Source organism: Chryseobacterium camelliae, from assembly GCF_002770595.1.
GTDB classification, from domain to species: domain Bacteria; phylum Bacteroidota; class Bacteroidia; order Flavobacteriales; family Weeksellaceae; genus Chryseobacterium; species Chryseobacterium camelliae.
Genome location: NZ_CP022986.1, coordinates 3,205,394 through 3,223,711, shown reverse-complemented (window position 1 = coordinate 3,223,711; position 18,318 = coordinate 3,205,394). Strand labels below are relative to the sequence as shown.

Annotated in this window: 17 protein-coding genes; 5 read left to right on the top strand and 12 right to left on the bottom strand. The window is 41.7% G+C overall.

Annotated features, from left to right (window positions below; genetic code table 11):
• Positions 1-7 precede the first annotated feature (7 nt).
• The 7 genes from CGB83_RS14990 to CGB83_RS14960 all read right to left on the bottom strand — a co-directional run bounded on the left by CGB83_RS14990 (position 8) and on the right by CGB83_RS14960 (position 6,939).
• Positions 8-427 carry an OsmC family protein gene (locus tag CGB83_RS14990; protein WP_100076532.1) on the bottom strand — a complete coding sequence of 140 codons (420 nt, stop codon included), beginning with the start codon at positions 425-427 and terminating at the stop codon, positions 8-10.
• A 59-nt stretch (positions 428-486) separates the two neighbouring features.
• Positions 487-1,809, bottom strand: coding sequence for a DUF58 domain-containing protein (locus tag CGB83_RS14985; RefSeq protein ID WP_100076531.1), 1,323 nt, complete (start codon positions 1,807-1,809; stop codon positions 487-489).
• A gap of 121 nt (positions 1,810-1,930) precedes the next feature.
• Positions 1,931-2,962 carry an AAA family ATPase gene (locus CGB83_RS14980; protein ID WP_100076530.1) on the bottom strand — a complete coding sequence of 344 codons (1,032 nt, stop codon included), beginning with the start codon at positions 2,960-2,962 and terminating at the stop codon, positions 1,931-1,933.
• 80 nt (positions 2,963-3,042) lie between these two features.
• Positions 3,043-4,203 carry a DUF4350 domain-containing protein gene (locus CGB83_RS14975; protein ID WP_100076529.1) on the bottom strand — a complete coding sequence of 387 codons (1,161 nt, stop codon included), beginning with the start codon at positions 4,201-4,203 and terminating at the stop codon, positions 3,043-3,045.
• A gap of 16 nt (positions 4,204-4,219) precedes the next feature.
• Complete coding sequence (locus CGB83_RS14970; RefSeq protein ID WP_100076528.1) at positions 4,220-5,017, bottom strand: DUF4129 domain-containing protein; 798 nt, start codon at positions 5,015-5,017, stop codon at positions 4,220-4,222.
• Entirely contained in the window at positions 5,010-5,972 is a 963-nt protein-coding gene (locus CGB83_RS14965) for a DUF4013 domain-containing protein (RefSeq protein ID WP_100076527.1), read from the bottom strand. The genes CGB83_RS14970 and CGB83_RS14965 overlap by 8 nt, the downstream gene beginning before the upstream one ends.
• Complete coding sequence (locus tag CGB83_RS14960; RefSeq protein ID WP_100076526.1) at positions 5,956-6,939, bottom strand: stage II sporulation protein M; 984 nt, start codon at positions 6,937-6,939, stop codon at positions 5,956-5,958. The genes CGB83_RS14965 and CGB83_RS14960 overlap by 17 nt, the downstream gene beginning before the upstream one ends.
• A gap of 27 nt (positions 6,940-6,966) precedes the next feature.
• Between CGB83_RS14960 and CGB83_RS14955 the strand changes: the two genes are divergently transcribed.
• Positions 6,967-7,716: an RDD family protein gene (locus CGB83_RS14955; RefSeq protein ID WP_100076525.1), complete on the top strand. Its 750-nt coding sequence runs from the start codon at positions 6,967-6,969 to the stop codon at positions 7,714-7,716.
• A gap of 344 nt (positions 7,717-8,060) precedes the next feature.
• Positions 8,061-8,351 (top strand): GNAT family N-acetyltransferase, encoded by a 291-nt coding sequence (locus CGB83_RS14950; RefSeq protein ID WP_100076524.1) that lies wholly within the window; start codon positions 8,061-8,063, stop codon positions 8,349-8,351.
• Here the strand turns inward: CGB83_RS14950 and CGB83_RS14945 are convergent.
• The 5 genes from CGB83_RS14945 to smpB all read right to left on the bottom strand — a co-directional run bounded on the left by CGB83_RS14945 (position 8,340) and on the right by smpB (position 13,046).
• The gene (locus CGB83_RS14945) at positions 8,340-9,311 is read right to left on the bottom strand and encodes a glycosyltransferase family protein (protein ID WP_100076523.1); all 972 of its coding nucleotides are present in this window, start codon (positions 9,309-9,311) and stop codon (positions 8,340-8,342) included. The genes CGB83_RS14950 and CGB83_RS14945 overlap by 12 nt on opposite strands.
• The gene (locus CGB83_RS14940; protein ID WP_100076522.1) at positions 9,308-10,135 is read right to left on the bottom strand and encodes a UDP-2,3-diacylglucosamine diphosphatase; all 828 of its coding nucleotides are present in this window, start codon (positions 10,133-10,135) and stop codon (positions 9,308-9,310) included. The genes CGB83_RS14945 and CGB83_RS14940 overlap by 4 nt, the downstream gene beginning before the upstream one ends.
• Before the next feature lie 56 nt (positions 10,136-10,191).
• The gene (locus CGB83_RS14935; RefSeq protein WP_100076521.1) at positions 10,192-10,932 is read right to left on the bottom strand and encodes a YebC/PmpR family DNA-binding transcriptional regulator; all 741 of its coding nucleotides are present in this window, start codon (positions 10,930-10,932) and stop codon (positions 10,192-10,194) included.
• A gap of 93 nt (positions 10,933-11,025) precedes the next feature.
• Positions 11,026-12,510, bottom strand: coding sequence for an OmpA family protein (locus CGB83_RS14930; RefSeq protein ID WP_100076520.1), 1,485 nt, complete (start codon positions 12,508-12,510; stop codon positions 11,026-11,028).
• 77 nt (positions 12,511-12,587) lie between these two features.
• Positions 12,588-13,046: an SsrA-binding protein SmpB gene (smpB, locus tag CGB83_RS14925; RefSeq protein ID WP_100076519.1), complete on the bottom strand. Its 459-nt coding sequence runs from the start codon at positions 13,044-13,046 to the stop codon at positions 12,588-12,590.
• A gap of 123 nt (positions 13,047-13,169) precedes the next feature.
• On the opposite strand from smpB, the gene CGB83_RS14920 reads away from it, so the two are divergent.
• From CGB83_RS14920 to recJ, 3 genes are all read left to right on the top strand, one after another.
• Positions 13,170-14,792 (top strand): ABC-F family ATP-binding cassette domain-containing protein, encoded by a 1,623-nt coding sequence (locus tag CGB83_RS14920; protein WP_100076518.1) that lies wholly within the window; start codon positions 13,170-13,172, stop codon positions 14,790-14,792.
• A gap of 112 nt (positions 14,793-14,904) precedes the next feature.
• Entirely contained in the window at positions 14,905-16,281 is a 1,377-nt protein-coding gene (locus CGB83_RS14915; protein WP_228419954.1) for an alpha-amylase family glycosyl hydrolase, read from the top strand.
• Positions 16,282-16,503: 222 nt separating this feature from the next.
• A complete protein-coding gene (recJ, locus tag CGB83_RS14910) occupies positions 16,504-18,216 on the top strand; it encodes a single-stranded-DNA-specific exonuclease RecJ (protein WP_100076517.1) in 1,713 nt (570 codons plus the stop codon).
• The last annotated feature ends 102 nt before the right edge of the window (positions 18,217-18,318 follow it).

Here is an 18,318-nt window from a genome sequence, read left to right as displayed (position 1 = left end):
AAATCCATCAGACTTTCTCTCCGTTGACGAATACTTCATAACTGATCTCTACATTGGGTTCCAGAGTTTTGGAGACTGAACAGTACTTTTCAAATGACAGTTCCGCTGCTTTAAACGCTTTTTTAGGATCAATGATACCTTCCAGCATGAATTTAACCATAATGGACTTAAAAGGTTTTGCATCGTCTACTACAACCCTTTCCCCTTCTACTTCAGCAGAAAAGCCGGTAATTTCCTGTCTCTGTTTCTTCAGAATAGAAACCACATCAATGCCGCTGCAGCCCGCCACAGCCATCAGCATGCTTTCCATGGGAGATACACCCTTAGCTCCGGGTTGCGTAGTATTATCCAGCAGGATGGAATTTCCCTGGGCATTGATACACTGGAATAAGTACTCATCATTAATTCTGTTCAGCGTTATTTTCATTGTTTTGATTTTAAGGTAATACAGATGCAAATTGATTTGCCCTGATCATATAGGCAAAGTTAGAGAATTCCTCTCGCTTTTATCTCAAGGTATTTGTTGATGACATCAACATTCAGGTTTTCTGGTAAGGTATACACCGTGTAAATTCCGTATTTACGGAGTTCCTGAATAATCAGTTTTTTTTCAAACTCAAATTTCTCAGCTACGATTTCATCGTATATTTCCTGCATGTTTTCAGGATTGCCGTTCAGCAAAGTCTGCAGTTCTGCGTTCTTGAAAAAAACCACAACCAATAGATGGTTCCGGGCAATTCCCCTGAGGTATTTCATCTGCCGGTTCAGGCCATCAAGTGTTTCAAAATTGGTGAAAAGCAGGATCAGGCTCCTCTGATTCAGTGTGTATTTGACATCCTGGTACAAACGGCTGAAATCACTTTCAAAGAAATCGGTTTTAATATTGTACAGCGCTTCTGAAATTTTTCTCAGCTGTCCGGATTTGTTGTCGGCTGCAATCTTGTTTTCCGTTTTCTTGGAAAAGGTCATCATTCCCGCGCGGTCTCCTTTTTTAAGGATGATGTGTGAAAGAGCCATAGTTGCATTGATGGAATAATCCAGCAGGCTCAGTCCTTTAAACGGCATCTTCATGGTTCTTCCGGTATCAATCAGCATAAAGATACGCTGCGATTTTTCATCCTGAAACTGGTTGACCATTAAACGATTGGTTTTTGATGTGGCTTTCCAGTTGATGGTCCTGATATCATCCCCGGGAACATACTCTTTAATCTGCTCGAATTCCATGGTATGCCCCAGCTTCCTGATCCTTTTGATCCCGCCCAGCAAAAATTCGCTTTGCAGGGCCATCAGTTCATATTTTCTGAGATGGATGAATGAAGGATAGGCAGGCAATAAAGCATCTTTCTGGAATGTAAACCGTTTGGAAATAAAGCCTACCGGTGATGAAGCATAAATATTCAGGTTTCCGAAGCTGTATTCTCCTCTTTCCTTGGGTTCAAGAATATACTGGAAATACGTATTCCTGCCGGGCTCAATCTGCTTTTCAATCAGGAAATCCCTTTTCTGGAACTGAAATGGGATTTCATCAATCACCCTGACATTAAGTGTAAAATCGTAGTTGTTCCTGATGTCCACTTTCACAGGATTCTCATCGCCATTGGAAAGTTTTTCCGGAAGGATCCTTTGGGCTGAGATTCCATTTTTTGCATTAAACAGCAGAAGGTATTCTACCATAGCCGTAAAAAAGCAGAGCAAGAGAAGTATATGTGCCACCCACATTAAAAACGGAAAGAAAAATGCAAAAACATACAGGATCCCCACTCCGATGAGCGCGAAAAAAAAACGTGTATTGATATAAAGGTTTTTCATTTTTCAGAGGTCAGGTTGAAGGCTACAAGAGTAGGTTAAAAATACTACAGTGATTATAAACACAGACGATAAGAAGGGTGAATAAACCGGAGTTTAATTATATACCCCCTTCGCTTTCGTATTATCTTGGAATTTCAATTCCCTCTAGAATTTGCCTTATAATTTCATCAGCGGTGAGCCCTTCCATTTCTCTTTCCGGCGATACAATCACTCTGTGCCTCAGCACAGCGTAGCTGGCTTCTTTAATATCTTCCGGAGTTACAAAATCCCTTCCTCTTAGCGCAGCAAATGCTTTTGACGCGGTGAGCAATGCCAAACTTGCTCTAGGTGATGCTCCCAGATACAGGAATTGATTTTCTCTCGTGTTGACGGTAATTTTAGCAATATATTCTATCAGCTGGGACTCTACAATGATTTCCTTCACCAGTTTCTGGTAGTTTTTCAGCTGTCCGGCTGAAATAACCCGGTTTACCGCTTCGGTCTTGTCTTCAGCCCTGTTTTCGTGCTGGTTCCTGATGATCTCTATTTCCTGCTGAAGATCCGGGTAACTGACATTAATTTTAAACAGGAAACGATCCAGCTGCGCTTCCGGAAGCCTGTAGGTTCCCTCATGTTCAATAGGGTTCTGTGTGGCTACAACCAGGAAAGGCTCTTCCATCGGATAACGGGTTCCGTCCATTGTAATCTGTCTTTCTTCCATCACCTCAAACAGTGCTGCCTGCGTTTTTGCCGGAGACCGGTTGATCTCGTCAATCAGGATAAAATTTGAAAAAACAGGACCCTGCTTGAATTCAAATTCAGAAGTTTTAACATTGAATACCGAGGTTCCCAGAATATCGGAAGGCATGAGGTCCGGAGTAAACTGGATCCTGCTGAATCCCACATCAATAGTTTTGGCCAGCAATTTAGCCGTGATGGTTTTGGCTACTCCAGGAACGCCCTCAATAAGTACGTGCCCGTTAGACAGCAATGCTGCAAGGAGGTGTTCAATCATACTCTCCTGCCCGACAATCACTTTGGAAATTTCATGTTTCACTTTCTCCAGGCTTGCCCGAAGTTCGATCATATCAATTCTTGTCTCAAACTGATTTTCATTATTATCCGGTAAGGCAGGCTGCCCGGATTCCGGATTCAGGTTTTCAATATTGTCCATATGATATTTTTTTCTGCAGCGAGGTAGGATGTCCAGTAATCCATTACTTTACTTTCGCGCTGCGATTGTTATATTATTTATTATTTTAAAATCTTATCCAGAAGCGCATTCATTTTACCAAGGTCTTCATTCATCACGGCAGCATAGGGGTCCTGCGCCTTTTTAATCAGCGCAACAGCTTCCTGAATCATTTCTATCGGCTTCCCGGTTTTCAGCTGGAGCTTTTTTATGAACTCCTCATCCAGGTGCTGGGTATCAATCAGCAGGTCCATGCGCACCCGGTTCAGGAAATACTGCGCTTTCTTGCCCATCATATCGTGGAAATCACCTTCCTGAAGATACAGGTTTCCGATGCTCCTGATAAAGTCAACGGACGTATTCTTCAGCGTTTCTATTACCGGGACAATCCGCTGCTTCCTTTTTGCATTAAATAAGATGAACAGCAGCATTCCGCCCAGGAATACCCACCATGCATATTTCAGTGCAGGGTTAGAGAGGATGAACCGCATAAAAAACTGCGATTTTCCGCCGGCACTGCTTTCAATAAACCAAACCGTTTCACGGTCTTTAAGATAAGAGAGCACATCTTCAGCATATTTGGTATTCCCTCTTTTCAAAAGGTAATAGTTGGTCAGGAACAGTGGTTCACAGTGAACATATACAGTACCTTTCCCAAATTTAGCCTTAATGAAATTAACCTGATCAGAATTGTTCTTCTCAACCGTTTTCCCAAGGACTTCAACACCGGGTTTTATATAGGTAAAGCCTTTACCGGAAGGAAACTTATCCAGCTTTATGAAATCATTCTGATAGCCCTTATCTGTAAGTTTAAGTACGTTCTGTTCTTCGAAAGACAATTGCGAATCATAAAACCCGATACTGTCTGATATTTCCTTTGGCATTTCACTTACAATCAGCATAGCATCGGCTCCTGCACTTACCTGGTCCAGGATTGCTTTCCAGGATTCGGCATCTATACTTTTTTCTATGACCAGGATATTATGACCGCCTTTTGTATGCTCATTATAATAATCATACGGGGTCTCTTCTATTTTTTTTAAATCATTTCCGAATAGTCCTTTGGCTTCTTTACCGAATACAAAAAGCCCGAACGGTGATTTTTTATTGACATCAAAGTTTTTACGCCAGTCTGTCGTTTCTTTTTTATTGACTTCAAACAATGCCAGAATCACCATGATAATGATGAAGATATAAGCATATATTTTGAAAGTTTTGTTCATGTGGAGACAGGTTAGATTACGGATTAAATGACTGGTACTGTTGCCGGAATTTCATATAGCTATCCTGATCAATACTGAATTCACCGTACCATACATAGTCAAAAACATATGAAAGCGCAGAGAAATCGCTTTTAATATGAGGTGCTTTGAGCTCCGAGACATAATCTTTATTGGTCTTCTCCGGATTCCAGACAATCAGTTTTTTATCACTCAGCTTTTTCAGGGCAAAAAGGAACTGGTACCGGATGGCAGAACGGAAATCACCTGCTGCTTCAAAGTCGGCGATACTCTTAGGAAAATTGATTTCATGAATGTTCTCATGAAGCTCTTCCTGGTTGATCTGAATCCTGCGGTTTTTCCTGCTGAAGAAAAAGCCCCCGTTCTTTACCAGGATGTACCGGATAATAAAGTACAGCAGAAGCCCCACCAGGATGATCGCAAAAAGGCGTATCAGGATCCCCGCTATATTGGCAGAGCCGGAGAATACCTTTTGCCCGAAGATCCCCTGCAGGATCCTGTAAATCTTATTCATCAGTTTCTGCCAGAATGATTCTCTGGGCTTCGTTGTGGAATAATCAAATTCACCTCCTTTGTATCGTTGCTGAAGATTGGCCCGGAATTTTTTCGGGTATAGCGTATTTTCCGTAACAGGGTTCTTTGCGAGTACAGAATCTGCCAGGTTCATATTCTTGTAATGCCCCGTGCTCATTGAATCCACATAGGCTTCTGCGGGCGGCGGCATGCTGTCCCGTTCCTGAGCAGAAATATACCCGGAAAAGCAATAAACCAGCAGGCAGATCAGGACTTTATTCATGGGTTCCGATAGTTTCAATTTCTGCGAGCTCTGTTTTCTGATGCAGATCTGTCCTGCTGTCATAATACATCAGTCCGGAATTTACATACTGCATATTCATCAGCAGCAAAGACATCAGCATGGATATCCCATAAATGACAAAAAATATGATGCCCAATCCGTTTTCCGCAGGATTCTGTTCAAAATCAGCATTGGAAGCTGTGGTGGTTAATTTTATGAAAAAGATGACCATAGGTATGGCCGTAAAAATACTGATGATCACCTGGCAAATGATTGCCATAATCAGCGTGGCACCCCAGTACTTCCAGTATGGAGAGCTCTCCCTGCCGTTGCGGTAAGAAAACTGTGACCGGACAGCATAGCTCAGACTCTCAAAGAACCCCTTGTTACTGTTAAAATAATCGAAACATAGAAAATTAATGACATTCACCAGGGTCGGTACAATGAAAAGCAAAAGAATCAATCCTATAAAAATCAGGATCAATGCATAGGATATCATGAAGATCACTAAAGCTACAGGCATGACCAGAAAGTTAAGTCCTGCATACAGGATCATAACCTTTTTTATATTGGTTTTAAAATCAGTCATCAGATCATCCGTCCCGATTTTTTCCTGCCCCTGCGAAACCCGTTTCATATAAAACACAGGAAAGAGGAAGTTAATGGTCATCAAAGCTGTGGAAAGCAGCGCCAGGAAAATTCCGATGACAATGAATACCGCCAGGTTATTCTGAAAATATTCCTCAAAATAATAACTCTGACCGCTGATGTTTGAACCGAACAGGACCCCGAAGAATTCCCGGAACCCGAAAACAATGACCACGACCATCAGGATAAGAAGCAGGCCGTTCAGAAGCATGTAATTCCTGAAATAGTTTCTCCCATATTGTTTGAAGAAACTGAAAGTATCACTGATGAAGGATCCGAAGTCCCTTTTTTTATACAACTGCATCATGGATGTAGTGATTAATTTTTTTATTGACAATAGAAGGGTAAACGAAGTAGTAAAAACCTATGACAGCCAGTGAACCGAAAATAATGATCAGATTCAGAACGAGAGGCATTTTCAGGGCATGCCTGGTAACATACCCCTCAATAATTCCTGCACATACTGTGAAAGGCACTGTACTCAAAAATATTTTGAATGAATCCCTGAAGCCGTTCTTAAAAGACTGGAACCGGGAAAATGTCTTCGGAAAAAGGATGGATGCTCCCAGGATGAGGCCGCACATAGCTTCCACTACCATAGAAAATATTTCAAAGACGCCATGAAGCCAGATACCTCTTGCGCTGTCCTTCAAAGCTCCGTAATCATAAAAAAAGTATTGAAAAGACCCGAGCATTACGCTGTTCGAAAGCAGGTGATAGAGTGTTCCTATCCCGGCAAAAATCCCGTAGATATATAGCTTGGCCCCTACGCCGATATTGTTGAAGATAATTCCTATGGTGCTCCCCCATGTAGATCCGCTCTGATATACCCCGACGGCATTCCCTTTCTTAATGTTTTCAATAGTTTCATTGACGTAGCCCTCCCCAAGGATGATATTCACAAAGTCTTTATCGTAGATGGAAGATACTACCCCGATCAGGGTAAACAGAATAAAAAACAGAAAAGCATACAGGAGATACCTTCTGTACTCGTACACCAGCAACGGCACCTCAGTACCAAAGAAGTACGTGATCCTGTTCTGTTCTATTCTCCGGGTCTTGTAGATTTTCTGAAAGATCTGTGATGAAAGGTGATTCAGGTATACGGTAGTGTTGCTTTTGGGATAATACGTCTGGGCAAAAGACAGGTCGTTAATCAGGTTGATGTACAGTGATGAGAGGTCATCAGGATTTTTTTTGACTTTCCCCTGAATAACCTGTTCAATTCCCAACCATTTTTCTTTATTTTGTTTGATGAAATAAACTTCTCTCATAATTGTAAGGCTAAAATAATAAAAATTATGTCTCAAATTGCGATTAATACCTCACAAAATGTAAATATTAATTTCAGTATTGCCAGCGTCGGAGAAAGGATGCTGGCCTTCATTATTGACCTGCTGATCAAAGTAGCTTACATCATCGTGATCCTGTATGTCTTCTTTGGCTTTCTCGGTTTGGGACGCTTACTGTCCGGGATGGACCGATGGTCTGTCATAGCGGTGTACATCGCCCTCACCTTTCCGGTCTATATCTATCCTGTCGTTCTGGAAAGCCTGATGGAAGGCCAGACTCCGGGAAAAAAACTGATGAAGATCCGGGTGGTGAAAATCGACGGATACCAGGCCAGTTTCGGTGATTATATGATCCGATGGGTTTTCAGGCTGATCGACACTTCTTTTGCAGGCGTTATCGGCCTGATCTCAATGATCGTTTCCAAAGATAACAAGCGCCTTGGGGATATGGCTGCCGGAACAGCTGTTATATCCCTTAAGAATAACATCAATATTTCCCATACGATCCTGGAAAACCTGAAAGAAGATTACCTTCCTTCTTTTCCTCAGGTGATTGCCCTCTCTGATAACGATATGAGGATCATCAAAGACAATTTCCTGAAGGCTGTACGCACGGATGACCGGCAGGTGATCAACAGGCTTTCCGAAAAAATAAAAAGCATCCTGAAACTGGATATCGACCATTCTAAAATGACAGAAAGGCAGTTTATCAATGTCATCATCAAAGACTATAATTACTATACCGGAAAAGACAGCTGATGAAGAATGTGAATCGTGAATATTTCTCCGCAAGTCAATCGTGAATCTTTCCAGCATAAATTGACAGCGCAACGGATTGACCATTGACTCATTCATAACCTCAGTCAACAGTGAATTTCCTCCACAAGTCAATCGTGAATCTTTCCAGTATAAAATTGACAGCGCAACGGATTGATCATTGACTCATTCACAACCTCAGTCAACCGTGAATTTTGCTCCGCAAGTCAATTGTGAATCTTTCCAGTATAAAATTGACAGCGCAACGGATTGACCATTGACCATTAAAAATTCACCACATGCGGCTTTTCCCGGTGCAGTTTTTGTATTTTAAATGAAAAATAGATATGAGAACCGAAAATAACAAATCAGGCAATGGCGGGGTTATCACGCTTAATAATGACATAAAAGAAGTAGGAAGGCTCACCTATACCGTTTTTCCTGAGCAGAACAGACTGGTTATTTCCTTTGTTTTGGTTCATCCTGAATTTGAAGGAAGGGGAATGGGCAAATTCCTGGTGGAAGAAGCCATTAAATTTGCACGTGAAAACCAGTGGAAGGTGTACCCGCACTGTTCCTATGCCAGAGCAGTCATGAAAAGAATGCACGATGTAGAGGATGTCTTTTTATCTGCCTAATACTTCCTGCAACAGTATTTCTTCTATATTGTCCGGATAATCCACTTGATAATGAAAATCAGAGGCTACCCAGTCTCTTATTTCCTGTTCCTTTAATACTTTGGAATTAGGGATTCCCATTTTATCCAGTGCACAGGCATTGCATTCCTGTTCGTACTGGTTATGGATTGGGATAACAAATAATTTTTTATCCATGAAAAGTGCTTCTGCGGGTGTTTCAAATCCTGCATTGCATAAAATACCGTTGCAGCTTTCAAAATATTTCAGGTATTGCTGTTCATCAATAGGGAATACGTCAATATTCCCTATTGTAAATGCCTGCGGGGCATACCGTGAAAATACTTTCCATTGTGCAGGAATATCCTTCAGGATACCGATGATATTTTCATCAGAATAGCTCGGAAGGTAAACCAGGTAATACCCTTTTTTGTCAGGCTGGAGATTCCTTATTTTCTTTCTGATAACTGGTTTTTTAATGTCGGCATGATAGGATTCAAAATGGAAGCCGATCCGCTTTCTGAACGGAGCGTAGTATTGAAGGACCAGTTCCCCGAAAAAGTCTTTTTTTCGCGGCTTGGGCGTTTCTTTAAAGCTCATGGAAGCCTGATGGCTGAGCCCGACCATAGGAAATCCCTTCAGCTTACATATCCAGCTTGTTAACGGTTCAAAATCATTGATGATGAGGTCATATCCGGAAAGATCCAGAGAACGGATCACCCGGGCTGCTTCAAGAAAATTATTCCCGGTTAGGGTTTTAAAGTATGACAGGCCGCCGGACTTATTATACAGCAATGAAATTCCGCTGTACTGAAAGGTAATTTCAAAATCAGCCTTCAACTGTGACTGGTGTCCGCTGATCAGCGTATCTACGGAGGCATATTTTTTAAGGATAGGAACTATTTCCTGAGCTCTTGCCATGTGTCCGTTTCCGGTGCCCTGAAATGCGTACAGGATTTTCATGAGGAAAAGCTGGTTACGATTTTCATTAACTCTGCACTATTGATATCCTGGATTTCATCATGAACATCATCTTTTAGCAGGTGTTTATGTTCTTCATAATGAAAGATATTCCATTCACCGTTATGATATTCAAGAGCAGAGAGGTTTTCGATCCAGTCCCCGGAATTAAGATACACACATGATCCCTTCTTATTAACGACTTCACGCATCTGAGGCTGGTGGATATGCCCGCAGATCACATAATCATAATGGTTGTCTATAGCCAGTTCTGAAGCGGTAAGCTCAAAATCCCCAATATATTTAACCGCTTTCTTTACATTGTTTTTGATTTTCTTTGAGAATGAATATTTTTCCCGTCCCATCCGTTCCAGGAACCAATTGACTACATTGTTGATTACAATCAGCAAGTCATATCCTTTTCCTCCCAGCTTGGCAATCCATTTGGAATGCTGTACTGAGGCATCGAAAACATCCCCGTGGAAAATCCAGGTCTTTTTATGGTTGATGGTGAGGCAAAGCTTATTGCATACCTTAAGTTTGCCTAATTCGAAATCGGTGAATTTCCGGAACATCTCGTCATGGTTTCCGGTAATGTAGTATACATCTGTGCTTTTAGTAGCAAGCGAAAGTATTTTTTTAATGACTTTCAGATGTGGCTTAGGGAAGTAAGACTTTTTGAATTGCCAGATATCTATGATATCACCGTTCAGTATCAGCGTACCGGGCTGAATGGAATTAAGATACCTCAGTAACTCTTTAGCCTTACATCCATAAGTTCCCAAATGAACATCCGATATCACAACTAATTCAACGTTTCTTTTCATACTTATGCAAAGAAACTAATTGAAAATTAACTGTATATGAATGCTATATTATATTTTTACAAGGCGCTCATCATATCTTCAGTGATCTCCATATTATGGTACACGTTCTGTACATCATCATCTTCCTCAAAGCGCTCAAGCATTTTCATATTGGCCCTGAACTGTTCCTCCGTTACTTCTTTCGTAATATTAGGGATTCTCTGCAACTCAGCACTCTTGGCTTCGATGCCCAGTTCATCCAGCTTGTGCGACAGTGATCCGAAATCTTCAAATGCCGTGGTAATCATTACTTCTTCTTCATCTTTTTCCACATCTTCTGCTCCACCGTCGATCATCTCCATTTCGAACTCATCCCAATCCATTTTGATCTGAGCCAGGTCGATGGTAAAAATCCCTTTTCGGTCAAAGATAAAGGCAAGTTCCCCATTCTTTCCGAGGTTACCGTCGAATTTATTGAAAACCGCTCTTACGTTGGCTACTGTCCTGGTGGTATTATTGGTGGTGCATTCAACAAAAAATGCAACACCTCCCTGTCCGTATCCTTCATAAGTTACCTCTTCATAATTTTCAGCATCTGCACCGCTTGCTTTTTTTATGGCTCTTTCTACATTGTCTTTCGGCATGTTGGCCCCTTTCGCATTCTGGATGCATCTTCTCAGCGCAGGATTGGATTCAGGATCCGGACCTCCTGCCTTTACTGCTAAGGCAATGTCTTTACCTATTTTGGAGAATGTTTTGGCCATCTTGTCCCAGCGGGCCATTTTAGAAGCTTTTCTATATTCAAATGCTCTTCCCATTTCTATGTATAATTTTTAACAAAAATAACTAAAAGTCTATGAAAAAAAAATACCTCCAAAAACTTGGAGGTATCTATTATTTAGAAAACTTGATTATTTTCTTTTTTTAACTACTTTTTTCTTAGTAGTTTTTTTAGCTGGAGCTTTTTTAACCGGCTCATCTTCATAATCTTTCTTCTGCATTGTGTTCCATTGAGCATCATCTTCAATAGCTGTTACCACTACTTTTCTGTCTGCTTGTCTTTCAGCATCTGAAGCTGTTGCAGGAACAGTAGCTTTAGCTTTACCAACACCTACAGATTTAAGAGCGTTAGGATCAACACCTCTAGCATCTAAAGCAGCAACTACAGAAGCAGCTCTTTGTCTAGATAATTTAAGGTTATACACCTCAGAACCTTTAGCATCTGTTCTACCTTCTAACAGATAGTGACCTCCATCTTTCTTGATGATTTCGGCAGCTTTATCCAATGCTGGTTTAGATTCAGGCTTGATAGTAGCTTTGTTGAAGTCGAAGTAAACGCTTCTGAAGTTTTCTTCAATTTCAGTAGCAGATACACTCTTAGGCTTAGGACATCCGTTGTATTCTGGAAGACCTGGAACAGTAGGACAAGCATCATCTTTATCTAAGATACCGTCACCGTCTGTATCTGGCCAAGGACAACCGTTGTTTTCTGCAGGACCTGCAACTGTAGGACAAGCGTCATCTTTATCGATTACACCGTCACCGTCTGTATCTGGCCAAGGACAACCGTTGTTTTCAACTGGACCAGCTACATCTGGACATTGATCGTCTTTATCTGGAACTCCGTCACCGTCTGTATCAGGACATCCCTGGAATTCTGGTAATCCCGGAGTATCAGGACATAAGTCATCTTTATCTAAAATACCATCTTTATCTCTGTCTCTGTTTCCGAATCTGAATAATAGGGAAGCAGAAGCCTGCCAGAAGTTAGCAACGTTAGACTTGTCTCCAGGAGTGGAAACATAATCTCCCTGGATACCTAGACCGAAGTTTTTCGTTACCCAGAAGTTAGCTCCTGCACCGGTAGAAACTGTAAAGAAGTTTGCTTTACCGTTTTCGTTACCATTGTCACCGTTAGGCACCATATAACCGTTAGCATCCATTCTAGGGAATGTAAGCGACGTGTAATCGTGTCTCAGGTAGTTGGCACCTACTCTTAAGTAAGGATCAAACCAAGATTCTTCGTTCCAAAGGATACCTGCTGCTTTAGCCTGTAAACCAAGACCTGTCATAAGGAAGAATTCTTTCCCCATATTGAATCTTTTGTTCTCAACGTTCCCTACGGAAGTCTGCCAGTCTACTACGAAACCTTTAGCAACGTTTCTTGCTACGGTAAGTTTAGATAGCGGAGGTGTAATAGAGAAGTTGTTCACGTTGAACATTGTCTTCGTAAGATTGTTAGCAGAGAACGTATTACTGAAGTTGTTTCTCTGCGCCATATGGTTTTCCGCATGAGCACCAACCCCGATCAACCACGGATTGTTGGTAGTCTGTGCGAATACAGTAGAGGCCACAGTAAGCGCCAATGCTGAAATTCCTAATTTTAGATTTTTCATAGAATTAAATGATTAAATAATTGATAATGCAAAATAAATATAATTTTTCTTTATACACAAAGTTTTTCAGCTGAATTTTAACTTTTCTTTAATACTCTGTCGAGGTTCCGTTTATTTTCTCTATCTTTTATGCTTTCCCTTTTATCATAGAGTTTTTTACCCCTTCCGAGTGCAATTAGCACCTTAGCTTTTCCCCTGTCATTAATGTATAACTTAAGGGGTATTATGGTGTTCCCTGCATCCTTCAGTTTCTTTTCAAGCTTCTGTAATTCTTTTTTGTGCAACAGCAATTTCCGTTCCCTTTTTGTTTTGTGGTTGTAAAAAGTGCCTAATTTATATTCATCTATCATCATGTTAATGATGTACAATTCCCCGTCTATAAACTGACAGAAGGACTCTGCAATCGATGCTTTGGAAGACCGTAAAGATTTTATTTCCGTACCGGTTAAAACCATCCCTGCTTCCATTTCCTCAAGAATTTCATACTCGAAACGGGCTCTTCTGTTGACTATACTGACTGTCTTTTCAATCTTCATGATCCTAAAAAATTTCTTTAATGAAATATATGAAAAATACGGCTCATTTAAAAACTTGACTATTACATTATTACGATTTACCCAAATTCTTTTCGTATTTTTGCGCCAAATTTACAAAACTATATGTTAACAGTATCTAACTTATCTTTACAATTCGGGAAAAGAGTTCTCTTTGATGAAGTAAACATTATGTTTACCAAAGGAAACTGCTACGGGATTATCGGAGCAAATGGTGCAGGAAAATCTACATTCCTTAAAATATTAACAGGGAAGCAGGATCCGACTACAGGGCATGTATCGCTGGAGCCGGGAAAAAGGATGTCGGTACTGGAGCAGGATCACTTTGCTTATGACCAATACAACGTTCTTGAAGCGGTTCTGAGAGGAAATAAGAAGTTATTTGAGATAAAAGAGGAAATGGACGCTTTATACGCCAAAGAAGATTTCTCTGATGAAGACGGGATCAAGGCTGGCGAGTTAGGCGTTATTTATGATGAAATGGGTGGATGGACTGCCGAATCTGACGCACAGACCATGCTTTCCAATGTAGGAATTAAAGATGATATGCACTGGCAGATGATGAATGAGCTGGAGAACAAGGATAAGGTAAAGGTCCTTCTTGCCCAGGCACTTTTCGGAAATCCGGATGTACTGATCCTGGATGAGCCTACCAACGACCTTGACATCGAAACCATTTCATGGCTGGAAGATTTCCTTGCCGATTATGAGAATACGGTGATCGTAGTATCCCACGACCGTCACTTCCTGGATACCGTATGTACCCACATCGGTGACCTTGATTATGCAAAACTGAACCTGTACACCGGTAACTACTCTTTCTGGTACCAGGCTTCCCAGCTGGCCACCAAACAGAGGGCACAGGCCAATAAAAAAGCAGAAGAAAAGAAAAAAGAACTTCAGGATTTCATTGCTCGATTCAGTTCCAACGTAGCGAAAGCCAAGCAGGCTACCGCAAGAAAGAAAATGATCGACAAGCTGAATATTGACGACATCAAACCTACTTCCAGAAGGTACCCTGCCATTATTTTCGAAATGGAAAGAGAAGCAGGAGATCAGATTCTGGATGTAAAAGGTCTTGAGAAAACAAAAGACGGAGAACTGTTGTTCTCGAACATCGATTTAAACCTTAAGAAAGGTGATAAAGTTGCTGTGCTGTCTAAGAATTCACTGGCAATTACGGAATTTTTCGAAATTCTGGCAGGAAATGTTGCAGCAGACAAAGGAAATGTTGCCTGGGGTGTCACTACAACTCAGTCGCATATGCCTTTAGACAACACCCATTTCTTCCAGGAAGATTTAAGCTTGGTAGACTGGCTGAGACAGTTCACGAAAAACGATGAAGAACGTCATGAGGAATTTATGAGAGGATTCCTGGGAAGAATGCTTTTCTCAGGGGACGAAGCTTTAAAGTCATGTAAAGTTCTTTCCGGAGGTGAAAAAATGAGATGTATGTTCAGCAGGATGATGCTTCAGAAAGCGAATGTGCTGTTGCTGGATGAACCTACCAACCACCTGGACCTTGAAAGTATCACGACTTTGAACAACTCGTTGTCTAACTTCAAAGGAAACCTTTTACTGGCCTCCCATGACCACGAAATGTTATCCACGGTCTGTAACAGGATCATTGAACTGACGCCTAAAGGAATCATCGACAGGGAAATGACCTACGATGAATACCTTGCTGATAAAAAAGTAAAGGAACTGAAGGAAAAGATGTATTCTTAATCCTGAATTCTTGAAATGTACAGAAACCTCAAAAATATTTTTGAGGTTTTTTTATGTCTTATATAGTGATCTTATGTATTTCTTTTTGTGTACCTTAGAATAAAATTAAAATATGAAAAACATATTGCTGCTGATTATGTTTACTGTATTTTCCGGGGGTGTGCATGCGCAGGAAAATGATGTCCGTTACCAGCCAAAGCCCTATATTGAAATCACGCATCCCGAATGGTCTAAGAACGCAACGATTTATGAAGTCAACATCAGGCAATATACCCAGGAAGGAACTTTCAAAGCTTTTGAAAAGCATCTTCCGCGGCTGAAGAAAATGGGCATTGATATCATATGGTTGATGCCCATTCATCCGATTGGCAAACTTAACCGTAAAGGCACCCTGGGCAGCTACTATTCTGTAAAGGATTTTAAAGGCATCAATCCTGATTTCGGTACCTTAAATGATTTTAAAAACCTGGTTCGCAAAATACACAGTATGGGAATGCACGTGATCATCGATTGGGTGGGGAATCATTCCGCCTGGGACAATCCCCTGACCAGAGAGCATCCGGACTGGTATACGAAGACCCGGGAAGGAAATTTCCAGCCCACGCCATGGTATGACTGGGATGATGTGATTGATTTTGATTACAATAAACCGGCTTTCAGGAGATACATGACCGAGGCTCTCAAATACTGGGTTTCTGAAACGGATATAGATGGCTACCGGTGCGATGTCGCAGGATTTATCCCTGTTGATTTCTGGGAAAACGCCAGAACGGAACTGGATCAGTTAAAGCCTGTCTTCATGCTTGCCGAATGGGAATCCCGGGATCTGTATAAAAAGTCTTTTGATATGACCTATTCATGGACGCTTTGGGACAAAATGAAGCAGGCCACTATTGAAAAGAAAGGTGCTCCGGCCCTGTTTGAATACATGGCCCATGATGTCAACAGCTTCCCTTACGATTCGTACCGGATGACGTTTACCGATAATCATGATAAAAATTCATGGGAGGGAAACCAGTTTTCCAATTTCGGAGACGGGCTTGAAGCCGCTATGGTATTTTGCAGCACTGTCAACGGAATGCCTTTGGTGTACAGCGGCCAGGAAGCGGGTCTGGACAGAAGCCTTGCTTTTTTTGAAAAGGATCCGATGGTCTGGAAAGAGCATAGGTTCGCCGGCATTTATGAAACTTTATTCAAACTCAAACACAGCAACCAGGCGCTATGGAACGGCCATTGGGGCGGCGAAATGGAACGGGTTCATAATGACAACATGAATAACGTGCTCTCATTTTACAGAGAAAAAAACGGAGATGCAGTAATGACCGTCATCAATTTTTCCGGTCAGGATGCAAAGGTGAATCTGGATACAAAGTATTTTAAAAATAAGTACAGAGAACTGTTTTCCGGTACGCCGTACGTGATGTCAGGCAATCAGACTCCTATGACCCTTAAGCCATGGGAATACAGGGTGCTGGTTAAGACTAAGTAGTTAAAAAGGTTGGTAAATTGATGATAGACTGAAATCGTCTTATGACAACCAAATCCATTTACATTAAAACAATTAATGATTTCAGCCAGCAAGCATTCACACCATGGGCCCAAGATCAGCAGTAACGGTATTTTCTCAGCCCGATTGTTAAAAAGCATCAGACAGGCTAACATAGCCTCCTGAAACAAATGAAAGCAAAAAAAATTTCCCTATTTTTGTGAAATGAGTCAAAAATGGATTTACAAGCCTGAACCCGATGAGGAAATCGTGGATGGACTAAGTTCGTCACTTGGTTTTGGAACTTTTGAATCTAAACTTCTCGTACTCAGAGGAATTGACAATTATCAAAAGGCCAGAGAATTTTTCAAACCGAACTTAACCGATATCCATAATCCTTTCCTGATGGCAGATATGCAGAAAGCCGTTGAGCGCATCGCTACTGCCATTGAAAACGGAGAAAAAATACTGATTTACGGAGATTATGATGTGGACGGCACCACTGCCGTAGCCTTGGTGTATCTTTACCTCAGCAAAATTGTCCAGAAAAAGTACCTGGATTATTATATCCCTGACCGGAATTCCGAAGGGTACGGTATTTCAACAGAAGGCATCGATTTTGCCCGCGACAACGGTTTTTCTCTGATCATTGCGCTTGACTGCGGGATCAAGGCCATTGACATGATTAATTATGCCAAGGAATCCGGAATTGATTTCATTATTTGCGACCATCACCTTCCGGGAGAGGAAATTCCCGATGCCGTTGCCGTCCTGGATCCTAAGCGGACAGACTGCCGGTATCCTTTCAAAGAGCTTTCCGGATGCGGAGTCGGATTCAAGCTCTGCCAGGGACTGAATACCATTTACAGGATACCGGAAGCTGAACTGTTTGAGCTGACGGACCTTCTTGCTATTTCCATAGCCGCCGATATCGTATCCATGACCGGTGAGAACCGTGTACTGGCTAAGATGGGCCTGAAAACACTCAGGAAAACCCGCAACCTCGGGCTGAGGCTGCTGATTCCGGATGATAAGCTTTCTCATTTTGAGATCTCCAATATCGTTTTTGAAATCGCTCCTAAAATCAATGCTGCCGGAAGGATTTCCCATGGTAAAGCTGCTGTTGAACTGATGGTTTCTGATAACCTGAAACACGCGCATCAGATCGTTAGCGACATTATGGACCTGAATGATGAAAGGCGCGAGCTGGATATGAATTCTACCCTGTCTGCGCTGAACCAGATCATTGAATCCCAGCAGGAAAGCCGGCTGACGACCATTGTATACCATCCCGAATGGAACAAAGGTGTTATTGGCATCGTCGCTTCAAGACTTATTGAAACCTATTACCGCCCTACCCTGGTCTTTACGGACGGAAACAATGGCGAAATGGTGGCTTCGGCAAGATCTGTCGCCGACTTTGATGTACACGAAGCACTGGACCTGTGTTCAGAATACTTCCTGAAATTCGGAGGGCACCATGCTGCTGCAGGACTGTCTATGGAAAAGGAGAAATTTGAGGCATTCAAGGAAAAGTTTGAACGGATCGTATCAGAAAAGATCAAAGACCATCAGAAAGAACCTTCGATTACCATCGACTCGGAAATCCATATTGATGAGATCAACCGGGAGTTCATTAATTTCCACAGGAAACTGGCTCCTTTCGGACCGCACAATATGAAGCCGATCCTGGCTTTGACCAGGCAAAGGGTTTCGGGATATATCAAAACCATGGGGAAAGACAACAACCACCTTAAGTTTTATATCAGGCAGGAATCTACCGGAAGGAATATTGAATGCGTAGGTTTCAAGCTGGGGCAGTTTGCCGACGATTTCAGGACCAAAAGTTTCGACCTTGTGTTTACCCTGGAAGAAAACCACTGGAAAGGCAATGTGACCCATTATCTCAACATCAAGGATGTGAGGTTCAGGAATTAAATATAATCAAACGGATCCACAGTCATTTTGTGGATTCTCATAACATATTAATCTGTATTGGTTAAGACGGTTACCGTTTTATCAGGATGCAGCCTGCTATCA